The following is a 13,300-nucleotide window of genomic DNA, read 5'->3' on the forward strand; positions in this document are numbered from 1 at the left end:
GCACAAATGTAACAATCTTATGTACAATTAGGATTAGATTTTTGAAAATTAATTTCCAAAATTATAACGGAAAGTAAATCCTGAACTAATATTGGTTAAAGGAAATGAAGTCGAAATAACTGGTTTAGAAAAAGAATGATTATAATAAAATATTATCGTCAAATTTTTACTCAAAGAATAATCCGCTGTAGTATTCAATGTCCATATATTTTGACCGCCTCCCAATTGATTGTTATCATAATCTAAGTAGCGCACAATGGTTTGGCTGTCTCTATAAGTCAAATCGGCTTTTATATTAATATCACTTTTTATAATACCTGTTGGATTGTCCGCCAACTTGGAGGAAAAAACCACGTCTTTAATTCTATACCCCAGCCCAACTACATACTCAACTCCATGCACTTCGGTCAATAAATTATTATCAAAACTCATAGACAAAGCCCTGTCTCTATTTATCTGAGTTAACAATTTAAACGAATTTTTTAGTTCAAAATCGATACGCACTAAAGGATTAAATTGTTCTACCAAAGTAACATTAGACATAATAGTCGGGCTATAATAATTACCGCTGTCATCTAATCCATTAGGATCCTTAGTATAATTAAAATTCGATCTAAAAGAATTAACCGTATATGATGCTTTATAATTTTGAGTCAAAGAAAATCGCTTAAAGGTTTTCTTAAAAAATTCATATCGCATTAATCCATTATATGTAATTCTCCAATTGGGTACTGGAAAGCTTTTAAAAATATCAAAAGAAACTTTATCAGCGCTATTTCCGGAATAGGCAGCCAAAAACGAAGGCAATAAAACCGCCTGGCTTGAGCCAGAAAAACCAAGCGGAAAGCCTTTGGAATCAAGATTGGCTGGGTTAGTAATATCTATTCCTCTTTCTACTGCAAGCCTATTCGCCACCGTAAGCCTGTTATTTCTAAACTCATCAAAAGCTGTAGACCTTACTTCATTACTAGTTGAAAAAGAAGTCTTTATTAAAACCGCTGAAATGGAGAATATTCCATAATTATACGGTGATCTAGAATTATAATTACCATTTGACACATCATACTGTTCTGAAAAATTTTCAGAATAAGAGCGGTCAGCCAACAAATCAATTTTAAGATCCGGAATTATTTCTAAATTAGCAGATCCTTTAAATTCCTGCTTATTTACAGTGGTATAATTTTGATTAAACTCCTGATATGTGGTTAACCAGCCCCTTTTAGCAGCCTCAAAACGCACATCACTTTGACTTCCAAAAACAAAACCTAATGTTGGCTTAGATGATCCGAAAAAACCAACGCTTGGCGTATATCCAGGCAAAACAGTTCCCTGATTTTCTGTAAACGTCAGCTGAATGTTTTTTATACTTGTCAGCACTCCTTTTAAACCTTCAACAAACTGATTTTGATTGATTTTTTTCAGAGGATCAGCTTTTACAATCTTTTCTCCTGGTTTTGGAGGAGCCACAGGCTTAGGTTTACTGGTAACTGCTCCTTTACCGATCCCTAGATATTTATACAGGGTTTCCATGTTGAAAGCGGTATTAAAAGTGCTCGATTTAGCATTTTGCACCGTATTCCCTAAATCATAAGACTCGCCTCCAATAGATATATCACTTAACGCCGTAGAAGATTTTTGCCAGCTGTAATCTCCTGTATAAGAATAATTAGCTTTTACAAAACCTAAAACTGGAATTTTATTCAGCGGTATTTCATAATTCAAAATAAACTGCTGCATATGAAAATTAGCAGTTCCCGTATCCAAATAACCATCCCAAATAGTTACATTATCAATCGGCTCGTCAAATTCGTCCAAATAATTTTTGACTATATTCCTAGAAGCGGCCGTATAATTTATTTTTAAAGATTTAGTCAAATTAAAGTTAAACCCATATTGGTAATTAAATCCAAAATTCCTTCTGAACAAAGGCTCAAAACCAATCCCGATATCTTCAACTTGTCTAAACTGCTGTTCATTATTCTGTCTGACCACATTGGTGCTAAAAGTGACACTGGATGGCAAATAATTAAAATTAAGATCACTTAAAAACTTCCAATACGCGCTTTTTTTCATAAACTTCGTTTTTTGAAAAGGCTCTACTGGTTTTGGCTGAAATGCAAAAGCATAATCCAATGTTGTTCGGGACTGCTGATCAATATTTTTTTCTATTTCAAAATCATGACGCTCTACTTCATTGTAATATTGTGAAAAAGTAAAGTTCTCTACATCATAAGGCATAGGTTTTTTCTCTGCGCTTCTGTCTTTTCGTACACCAATTAAATTGATGCTTTTTCTCTTAGTGTAATCTATAGCCTGCGTCAACTTAGCTTTTCTTTCAGCTTCAGTATCAGCATCGTCCAAAACTTGTTTCAGCTTAATATCTTCATAAAAAGGATCATATTCCGGCTTAATAATTTCTTCTCCTATTGAATAATTAAATGGTAAATTAATCCCCCATTTTTTAGGCAAAAATCTTCCGAGATTAATATTTGTCACTATATTGTACTGCTGAATATCTTCTCTGCTTCTTTCATTTGGACCTTGTTCGATTGTTCCAAAACCAAAGTCTTTTATATTTCCGGTCATTGAAACTGTGGCTAAATCAGCAAAATTAGTATCAATATTTAACAAAGCCGCTATTCCGCCTTTATTATCCATATCAGCTAAACGAAGTTCATTGAACCAAACTTCTCCTTTAATATCCTGATGGGGTTCATTACTTTTAACCCCAAGCATAATATTCCGAATCAAACCTAAATTTGGATTCCCTTTTATCCCTAAACGAAGCTTACCGTCACCGTCTCCTCCTTCTACATTTGGATCATCATCTGAATAATAAATTCCATCAGCCGGCAAAGCAGTCTTGTCAATTTTTAAAGACTTTAATTTTAAATCTGTTAATAACGCTAAAGACAAATCGATTTCATTATCTGTTGGCCAAACTAAATCGGCATTAATCGGCGGACAGTTTTTATCTCCCGAAGAAGAAGCTGCAGTTACCTTTAACGGAATTTCTATTTGATAAAAATCATTCGAATAATCAGCCCCTATACGCAGGAAAGCAACCATTTGATTATCTTTTAATACTGTTTCAAACGGTAAAGATTCGGCGTGCAAAAACATTTTGAGCTTATTATACTGACGCATATCAATATTAAAGCTTTTGAAAGCACCACGACCATCCAAAGGTTCTAAACCTCCTCCAGAAATCCGCATAGACAAAGATTGCTCGTCCTGATTGATAACCGTATTATTATTATATAATTGTTCCCTTTTAACACTAGGCGGGCTTACATAATTAATTGGACATTTATTAGAATTCTCTTCAATATTAACCGAAGCTGTTTCAAAAACAGTTGCATCATCACCAACATTTAAATCATTAGAATCTAATGAATTTGCATAACGTCGCCACTCTCCGCGCATTAAATCCAAAGCTCCAAAACGCAAAGTAACCTTATCTGTAAAATTGGTCATAAACATTCTCATAAAACGGATTGACCTAAAATCTGAAATTTTCCCAATAGTATCCTGAGGCTGAGAAATTGGAATTTTAAACTGAATCCACCTAGCATCAGTAGTAGATCCGTTTGGCAGTGTTATGACTGTATTGCGTTCGTCCGAAATATAATTTTGACCCACCTTCATATCCGGTTTCATATCAATACTATATTCATAATACGCATTAATCGTGTTCATCGTGTTATCTCTATTCACATCCTCAACATCTGGAATTGTTGTAGAACCTCTATTTGGCGAATTGATATTGACAGTTGAATTATTCTCTACCCCATTATAATTTTTATACCGGTCAAGCACACTTCCTTTAGTATTCTGATAATAAGTATAATCATCTGCGGCAGGATCGGAATCAGATGCATAATTGGTGTATACTTTTGCTTCATCTTTTGACGCAAGCCCATCAAAACCAATATCCTGATTAGTTCTATTTCCTTCATTGTTATCAAACGCATAAATTAAAGATTGAGAAGCAGGTGCATTACCCCAAACTGGTGCTGGATTTACTAAAACCTGATCCGGTCCAAAACCGTTTTCATAAACTTTACGGCCGTCTTTCAAAACATCTTCAGAGATTTCTCCTAGATTAAAATAAATTTTACCTGAATTTGTATTTGATGTTTTCCCTGCTCCAACATAAGGATCCATAACCCAAAACTGAATATACTCAACGTTACTTTGCTCAAAATTTGTAGAACTCAACGACCTCACAATTCCCCCATAATTTTCATTAGGCGTATCTCCTACATTCAAATTATTGTTATAAGGACCGCGCTCTTTTGGATAATAGCTCAAATCTAATGTGTTCACAACAAGTGACTGCCCTTGAGCAATATCTGTTAATGGGTACAGCTCTTCACTATAAACTCTCCTTGTTGCGTTCGTAGACAAATCATCATTTGTTATTCCTGATGGTTTTGAAGTGTAAAAAACAGGATCTATAGAATACCAAGACAGTTTTGCTCTTTTAAAACCATAGTCCAGTCCTTCTAAATTACCATTAAAATTATAGGCACTTCTATTACTATTTGCCGGCGTAGAAGATAAAGTCCATGCATAAGGGGAACGCAAATCTATTGAGGACTGAGAACTTTCAAAATCATCAACATATATGGTAGATTCGCCTTGAAACTTGTCACCTTTGGATGCATTGGGCATCAAATAAGCAAACTCACCGCTTACTGCAATAGATGAAGGAGCATCTGTATCTATATTAGGCAGTTTATTAACCAAACGAGTAAAAAATGGAACCTGAGAAGAATAATTTCCATGCAGCCCAAATATGCTGTTATCAACAGATTCTTGACCATAACTGGATTTTTGGGTAAACGGCTTTTCTTTCAGATTCAAAAAAGTAGCGCCGACCATAAAATTTTCTGAAATTAAATGATCTACATTCACACCAAAAAATCTTCTCGTTTGCTGTCCAAAAACAGAATTGTTTTCCAGCGAAATTTCAATTGGAGTATTCGAAGCCTGTAACGAAGGATCAAGAATCTGAACTTTTCCCAATTGATAATTAACACTATAATCTACTCCCTCTACCAAAACCCTGCCTGCCGCTGTAACTTTTACAGAACCTAAAGGAACATTGAAAGCGCCTATTGGAATTCCATCCCCGCCGACAGATTTATACTTTCCACGCAAAAGAAATTTATTCAGCTCTGGGTATTGAATTGCCTTTGCCTGCGTTACTCTGTACATATAAGGGTTCACATATTTTTTTTGATTATCATTATAAGTTGTCACATCATTATAATCCTCCGCAGAACCCTGAGTTTTCAGTTTAGAAAACAACAATTGCCCAAAAGGCTCTTTAGTAGTAAAAATCAATCTCCCGTTTTGAGAATCTACAGTCATACCCGGAATAAAATCAAAAAAGCCATCCCCGCCTGTCTGCGGATCATTATTGTAATTCAGCTTATCTAAGTTAAGCACTTTTAGCAAAGTAGTGTTTTCGACTGTATTTTCGGGAGTTGGGTTTGACGGAAAAGGAGTGCCTGCAACAGGTGTTATATAATTTAATGCCGATGGATTTTTATATAAAATATTAAGTCTAAAATCTTCTTGAACCAACTGATAAGCTCCCTGTATTTGATAAATATTTTTCATCATCAGATTCCAAACAGGATTGGCAACATTTGTCAAACTGCTTTTTAGCATTTTCAAAATTAAAGTCTGGGAAATAACCGTTTGATTGGAGGGTTGATTTCCCCCAACAACAGTGGCTTCAACACCATCATTCCCAAATTCCCCTACTTGGTACACTTTGTCTCCAATAGAATACTGATAGGCAACCGCCAAAATCTCGTCATTTCCTAATCGCTGCTGCAACGAAATATAACCCAATTGTGCATTAAAAGTATATTCGTTAGGCAATAACTTTCTCGCGTTCTCTAACTTTGAATAATCCTGTCCTTCGCTAACACTAATAGAAGAAGAAAATCCTTCCTTAGCAGTTACAATTTCCCTAATATTATCATTCAAATAACCCGCATTAGTCTTAATTAAAGCTGGATCATACAAGTTATTTTTATTATCTGATGGATACGATTTTTTTATATCTGGCGGTTGATTAACAAAAAAACCTGCAGGAATAGGGTTTAGTACTACAACCTCATTTTGTTTGCCGATTATTGGATTACCTTCCGAGTCTGCTAACTCACCCTCACCTAAATCCTGCAGCGCAATAATATTTCTTAAATTATTACTTGTTGTATTTACCCTATTCTGTTTATTTGTAACCCAAACTTCCAATCTCGTGATTTGAACTCTGGAATCGACAAAAGGGTAGTTTTTTAAAGAAGCATCATATTTCTCTCTAAAGTATTGAGACAAGAAAAAGTGCCTGTCATTATCATAATCTAAACCATACATCTCAAATTCCTGAATAGTACCTCCTCCTTGAGCTGTTACTTTTTTGGCTTGAGATTTTTGTTCAGAGAAAACTCCTGTTACCGTAGTTTTACCAAACTGTAATTCGGTTTTTACCCCAAATAAGCTTTGGGCGCCTTGAATCAAAGTACTGTTTAAAGGCATGCTCACATTTCCTACCTCAATTTTTCGAACGATATCATCATCCCCTGGAGTATATTCTAGTTTTAATAAATTTTGAAAAGCAAAAGTCGATTGAGTATCAAAGTTAGCATTCACCTGAAGCCTTGTACCTACTTTTCCTAACAGACTCATACTTATCCGCTGATTAAAATCGAATGAAGTGTTTGTACGGTTTCGCGGTGAAAATGCTGGATTATCCTGTTTGGTATATAATAATCCCAAATCCACTTCAATAGATCCTGTAGGTTTTACATCAATAGTATTACTTCCGAAAATAGATTCAAAGAGTCCTGATTTTATGTAATATCTAGGCAATAAATCTTTTTTTGCCGCATCGCTCCCTTTTTTATTCCCATCAATAGCATCCAGTTTTTTTCCAAAATACTGATTCATGGATTCTTTTAACATCAATTTTTCGTACTCCGCTGGTGTTAAAACAATTGGGTAATTGATATTAAAATCGTCTACCGAATTGGTATAAATATAAGTATTAGTAACAGGATCATAAGTATAAGCTGATAATATGCTTTTAGGATTTGCCATTTGAATCTCGCCAACATCATATCCTTTTTTGATTGTATCCTGCACAGCATTTTGCACTTGGGCCTGAGACACGAAGCCACAAATAAACAGCAGCAAAAAAAAGTAGATTTTATGCATATCGATTAGGCTTGTAAATGACCTCTTATAAATTTTTTAAAGCTTTTTTAATTATAGTTTCCACAGTAGCCTCTGGATCTTCTTTTATAATTTTTTCAATAATTTTTTCAGAAGTTTTCCTAACAAAACCAAGAACTTCCAAAGCAGATAACGCTTCATCTTTGTTAGTATTGCTTTGTGACATAGAAACTTCGTCCAAATCATAAAGTTTTAACACTTTCTCCTTCAAATCGAGAATTACTCTTTGTGCAGTTTTACTGCCAATCCCTTTTATTTTCTGAATAGTTGCCACATCTCCTGAAGCAATTGCATTAATAATCTGTTTGGGTTCCAAAGAAGAAAGCATCGTACGGGCAATACCAGCACCAATACCTGATACTGACAATAACATTTTGAAAATTTCTCTTTCGGATTTTTCAACAAAACCAAACAAAGTGTGCGCGTCTTCCTTTATCTGCAGATATGTAAACAGCTTAATAAAATCAGCATTGGGCAATAATGAATAAGTATGCAAAGATATATTTACATGATAACCGACACCATTACAATCAATCACTACCTCGGTAGGGTTTTTTTCTACTAATTTTCCTTGCAAATGTGCTATCATAAAATAAATTATCTATTCAAATATAATAAAAATTTGAGATTAAAAGACAAATGCATTGCAAATATTGGACTACACTTTTTAGGTATAAACCAATATACTACATTTCAATCTTAAAATCTCAAATTTTAATCTTTGGGTATTTTTGTTTCTATTTTCCCTTTAATCTCATGCTTTTTTCTTGGGCATCAATAACAGCAATTGCTGCCATATTTACCATTTCCTCAACACTGGCTCCCAACTGAAAAACATGAACTGGATGATTCATCCCCATCATAATTGGTCCGATTGATCCATTCTTATTCAGTTCTTTCATTAATTTATAAGTAATGTTAGCTGATTCAAGATTTGGAAAAACCAACGTATTTACTTTTTTTCCTGCCAATTTCGAAAAAGGGAATTTAGCAGATAACATCTCAGGATTCAAGGCAAAATCGGCCTGAACTTCTCCATCTACAATAATTTCAGGATGATGTTCATGTAAATAAGCCACCGCTTCTTTTACTTTTGAGGCACTTGGATTTCCTGAAGAACCAAAATTAGAGTAAGACACCATTGCTATCACAGGTTCAATACCAAACATTTTTGCGGTATTAGCGGTCATAACAGCAATTTTCGCCAATTCTTCCGCCGTTGGGTTTACATTTATTGCAGTATCCGATAAAAACATTGGCCCTCTACTGGTCATCATTATATTAGTTGTTGCTGCCAACGAAACATTTGGCGCTTTACCAATTATTTGCAACAGCGGTTTAACCACTGAAGGATAACTTCGAGAATGTCCAGAAACCATTGCATCCGCCTCTCCTGTATTTACCATCATAGCGGCGAAATAGTTACGTTCTCTTATAAACTTTTCAGCATCATATAGTGAAACACCATTTCTTTTTCTCGACTCCCATAACTCAGTCGCATATCTTGTTCTTCTTTCTTGTTCTTCATCAAGTTTTGGATCTATAATTTGAACATCAGCATCAAAACCTAATTCTGCTTTTAATTCTAGTATAATTTCTTTATTCCCTAATAAAATAGGAAACCCAATACCTTCTTCATAAACAATCTGAGCAGCTTTTAAAACATCTAATTGTTCTGCTTCCGCAAAAACAATTCTTTTTGGATCAGTTTTCGCTCTATTGGTAATCAAACGAATCATTTTATTATCGTTCCCGAGACGTTCTAATAATTCTTCCTTATACTTATCCCAATCTGTAATTGGATTCAAAGCAACCCCTGATTCCATAGCTGCTTTTGCAACAGCAGGAGCAACCTCAGATATCAATCTTGGATCAAAAGGCTTTGGAATAATATATTCTCTGCCAAAAACCAATTTTGTAGCTCCATAAGCTATATTCACTTGTTCAGGAACATTCTCTTTTGCAAGTGCTGCAAGAGATTTTACAGCGGCCATTTTCATTGCCTCATTTATCTTTGTAGCACGAACATCCAACGCTCCTCTAAAAATATAAGGAAAACCAAGAACGTTATTAACCTGATTAGGATGATCCGAGCGTCCTGTAGCCATAATTACATCCTTGCGGGTTGAAATAGCAAGATCATAAGCAATTTCAGGATTTGGATTAGCCATAGCAAAAACAATTGGATTGTCTGCCATTGATAATAACATTTCAGCAGACATCACATCTGCTGTTGACAATCCCAAGAAAACATCTGCACCTTTTAATGCTTCATCAAGACTGACAGAAGCGCCATCAACGGCATAATTCAGCTGTAAATCAGACAAATTAGGATTGTCTTTTGTTAAAAGACCTTTGCTGTTGAACATTAAAATATTCTCTTTTTTTACACCCAATAAAACATACAAATCCGCACATGCGATAGCTGCTGATCCTGCACCCGACACCACCATTTTTACATCTTCGGCTTTTTTGTCGGCCAGTTCTAATGCATTAATCAAAGCCGCTGAAGATATAATAGCAGTTCCATGCTGATCATCATGCATCACAGGTATATTGAGTTCTTCCACTAATCTGCGCTCAATTTCAAAAGATTCCGGTGCTTTAATATCTTCTAAATTAATACCTCCAAATGTTGGTGCAATATTTTTTACGGTTTGGATAAACTCTTCCACATTTTCGGTGCCAATTTCAATATCAAACACATCGATGTCCGAAAATATTTTAAACAAAAGTCCTTTTCCTTCCATTACTGGTTTTGATGCTTCCGGGCCAATGTTGCCAAGCCCCAAAACTGCTGTCCCGTTTGAAATTACAGCTACAAGATTTCCTTTTGCTGTATATTTATAAACATTATTGATGTCTTTAGCGATTTCCAAACACGGTTCTGCAACCCCTGGAGAGTAAGCCAGAGACAAATCTCGTTGTGTTGCATATTTTTTGGTAGGGACTACTTGTATTTTTCCTGGAGTAGGTTTAGCGTGATACAATAACGCTTCACTTCTTTTACTATTATTGTCCATTTTTATTTTTATTTTCGAGTAACAAAGATAAACCACTTGCTTCAAAACTGAAGCTTTTATCACATTCTTTTAGTCATTTTGAGTAATTTATAACTAAAAAAAATAGCTACACCTAATGTAGCTATTTAATAAAAATTTCAATCAACTGTTACTGAGAAATATACGAATCCAAATGTTTGATCGTTTCTTTTTGGACTTCAATTATGGCTTTTACGACATCACCAATAGAAACAAGTCCAATTATCACTTCATTTTCAATCACTGGCAAATGTCTTATCCTTCTTCCGCTCATTAATCCCATGCAGTATTCCAAATTATCAGAAGGCTTAACAGTTATTACATCACTCTCCATAATTTCACTTACTGGCGTTTTCTTAGAAGACTTATCTTTTAAAACAATTTTTCTTGCATAATCCCTTTCCGATAAAATTCCTTTTAAAACTCCATTGTCAATTACAAGAATTGCACCTATGTTTTTTTCTCCCATAACTCTTAAAGCTTCGAATACGGTAAAAGTCGAAACAATAGAATATACCTCTGTCCCTTTTGTTCTTAGTATTTGATTTACAGTCATAATAGATAAATTTTAGAAAGTTAAATTTAGAAAAAAAAGATATACAAAAACCAAAAATTTTAAATTTAATCTTCAAAAACAAAATTTTTATTTGCAATAAAATCTAAATTCGCAATTAAAAAAATTACCAACCTGAATTCGATTTAATCATTTAATAAGTTATTACAATAAATCACTCATTCAAGAAAAGGGTATTCCGCTTTAAGCCATGAAATTTTGATCTTTTAAGAGGAGAATCTTTAAAGATCTTTTTAAAAGTTTCTTCGGTAATTTCTATCCAATCTTTTTTGGACATCGAAAGTAATTCGGGATTAGCGTTTAATAAAGGTTCATTATGCGGTTTCGAAAAACGGTTCCAAGGGCAAACATCCTGGCAGACATCACATCCAAAAGCCCAATCATTAAACTTACCCTTCATCTCTAATGGAATGCTGTCTTTTAATTCAATCGTAAAATAAGAAATGCATTTACTGCCGTCAACGACATACGGAGCAACAATTGCCTGTGTCGGACAAGCATCTAGGCAGGCAGTGCAGGAACCGCAGTGATCAGTGACTGCATGATCATACTCTAGATCAAGATCTATAATAAGTTCTGCGATGAAATAAAAAGAACCTACTTTTTGAGTTAACAAATTGCTGTTTTTTCCAATCCATCCCAACCCGCTTTTGGCAGCCCAAGCTTTATCCAAAACCGGTGCCGAATCCACAAAAGCACGGCCTGAGACTTCACCAATATTTTGTTGAATTGAAAACAGGAATTCGTTAAGTTTTTCTCTAATAACAAAATGATAATCCTGCCCATAAGCATATTTGGAGATTTTATAGGAATCAGGGTTTTGAGTTTCTGAAGGATAATAATTCAATAAAAGCGAAACTACACTTTTAGCATCATCTACTAATAAAGTCGGATCTAAACGCTTGTCAAAGTGATTTGCCATGTAGGCCATCTTGCCATTATAATTATTATTCAGCCAGTTTTCTAAACGAGGTGCTTCCTGCTCAAGAAAGCCAGCCTTTGAGATACCGCAAGATAAAAAACCGAGGCGTTTGGCTTCGGACTTTATAAATTTTGAATATGTTTCTTTTGAATTGATTGTCATCTTTTAGCAAATAAAACTTCTACTCCGACAGGCTTTAAAGTAACCAGCGGATTAAATTGCACTTCTCCGCTAACTGGTTTTATCTCGTATTTTTTTACAATTTTAAAAAGCGTTAAACACATTTCATAAATAGCAAAACCTGTCCCTATGCACATTCTGGGACCAGCACCGAAAGGGTAAAAATACTGCATAGAATGTTTTTTTTGTTCTCCTAAAAAACGTTCTGGATTAAATGCTGAAGGGTTATTCCAATATTTTGGATTGCGGTGCAATTCATATAATGAAATACCAATAAGCGTTCCTTTTTTTATATGATAAGAACCGATAGTGTCATCTGTAACATTCTGTCTGTCTACAATCCATGCTGGAGGATACAAACGCATTGACTCATTCAAAACAGCATTAATGTAAGTCATTTTCTGCAACTGGTCTACAGTTTCACTTTCCAGAGATTCAATTTCTGTAATCTCTTGAAATACTTTTTGCTGGACATCGGGATGCTTTGCTAAAAGGTAAAACGTAAAAGTCAAAGCATTTGCTATCGTCTCATAACCTGCAACAAAAAGAATTTTTATTTCATCTATTAATTGAGTCACCGGCATTGCTTCTCCTGTGTCTTCATATCGTGTTTCAAGAAGCATATTCAGCAAATCATTGGTCTGCACTTTTGAAGCAACTCTCTCCTCTATAATCTCTTGAATAATATTGTCATTTTCTAAAGACAATAGAAAATGTTTTTTAGTTAGCCCGCTTAAAGAAAACCACCATCCTTTATGAGGAAGCCTTACCTCCTTAATTAAGAATTTCTGAACTTCATCGACAATAAATTTTATTCTATTTAATTTTTCTTTTGAAGCAGAAAGATGAAATAATGATTTTGCAACAACATTATAGGCCAATTGACTCATTACAGGAAAAATATCAACAGATTTTTCTTCAGCTAATTCATTCAATTCCGAAACTATAATCTGCTCCATATTGACAACCAATTGATTCATTTTTTGTTTATGAAATGCAGGCTGGATTAATCTTCTTTGCTTTAACCAAAAATCACCATCGGATGTCAAAAGTCCTTTTCCTAGATATTTTGAAAGATATACCGTTTGAATATTGGACTTATAATAGTTTTTATGATTTTTCTGTAAAATATATTCGGCAATATCATTATCTCTTGACAATATCAAATGCTTCGTCCTTCCTATCTTAACAGAAAAAGTATCACCTAATTTGTCAAAATATTTTTTATGAAACGGAATCGGATTCTTACGAATTCCTTCAGCATCTAAAAAGAAATTAACTATTGAAAGTTTTTCAGGATAATTATATTTCTTATTCATTGCAATTGAT

6 protein-coding genes are annotated in these 13,300 nt (G+C 34.4%); all 6 read right to left on the reverse strand.

What is annotated here, in order from left to right:
* Window positions 1-48: 48 nt before the first annotated feature.
* Window positions 49-7,236 carry a cell surface protein SprA gene (gene sprA, locus CLU83_RS13825; RefSeq protein ID WP_100432148.1) on the reverse strand — a complete coding sequence of 2,396 codons (7,188 nt, stop codon included), beginning with the start codon at window positions 7,234-7,236 and terminating at the stop codon, window positions 49-51.
* A 25-nt stretch (window positions 7,237-7,261) separates the two neighbouring features.
* Window positions 7,262-7,843 (reverse strand): Holliday junction branch migration protein RuvA, encoded by a 582-nt coding sequence (gene ruvA / locus CLU83_RS13830; protein ID WP_100432149.1) that lies wholly within the window; start codon window positions 7,841-7,843, stop codon window positions 7,262-7,264.
* 148 nt (window positions 7,844-7,991) lie between these two features.
* Entirely contained in the window at window positions 7,992-10,277 is a 2,286-nt protein-coding gene (locus tag CLU83_RS13835) for an NADP-dependent malic enzyme (protein WP_100432150.1), read from the reverse strand.
* A gap of 148 nt (window positions 10,278-10,425) precedes the next feature.
* Window positions 10,426-10,851 carry a CBS domain-containing protein gene (locus CLU83_RS13840; protein ID WP_100432151.1) on the reverse strand — a complete coding sequence of 142 codons (426 nt, stop codon included), beginning with the start codon at window positions 10,849-10,851 and terminating at the stop codon, window positions 10,426-10,428.
* A 172-nt stretch (window positions 10,852-11,023) separates the two neighbouring features.
* Window positions 11,024-11,953, reverse strand: a complete 930-nt coding sequence (queG, locus tag CLU83_RS13845; protein WP_100432152.1) for a tRNA epoxyqueuosine(34) reductase QueG — start codon at window positions 11,951-11,953, stop codon at window positions 11,024-11,026.
* Window positions 11,950-13,290 (reverse strand): cytochrome P450, encoded by a 1,341-nt coding sequence (locus tag CLU83_RS13850; protein ID WP_232727111.1) that lies wholly within the window; start codon window positions 13,288-13,290, stop codon window positions 11,950-11,952. Before CLU83_RS13850 ends, queG begins: the two co-directional genes overlap by 4 nt.
* Window positions 13,291-13,300: the final 10 nt, after the last annotated feature.

The sequence above is a fragment of the Flavobacterium sp. 1 genome, from assembly GCF_002797935.1.
Taxonomy (GTDB): Bacteria; Bacteroidota; Bacteroidia; order Flavobacteriales; family Flavobacteriaceae; genus Flavobacterium.

Bases quoted from the DNA above. Each gene is read 5' to 3' on its own strand.
- sprA (WP_100432148.1), bottom strand. From the start codon at position 7,236: ATGCATAAAATCTACTTTTTTTTGCTGCTGTTTATTTGTGGCTTCGTG.
- ruvA (WP_100432149.1), bottom strand. From the start codon at position 7,843: ATGATAGCACATTTGCAAGGAAAATTAGTAGAAAAAAACCCTACCGAG.
- CLU83_RS13835 (WP_100432150.1), bottom strand. From the start codon at position 10,277: ATGGACAATAATAGTAAAAGAAGTGAAGCGTTATTGTATCACGCTAAA.
- CLU83_RS13840 (WP_100432151.1), bottom strand. From the start codon at position 10,851: ATGACTGTAAATCAAATACTAAGAACAAAAGGGACAGAGGTATATTCT.
- queG (WP_100432152.1), bottom strand. From the start codon at position 11,953: ATGACAATCAATTCAAAAGAAACATATTCAAAATTTATAAAGTCCGAA.
- CLU83_RS13850 (WP_232727111.1), bottom strand. From the start codon at position 13,290: ATGAATAAGAAATATAATTATCCTGAAAAACTTTCAATAGTTAATTTC.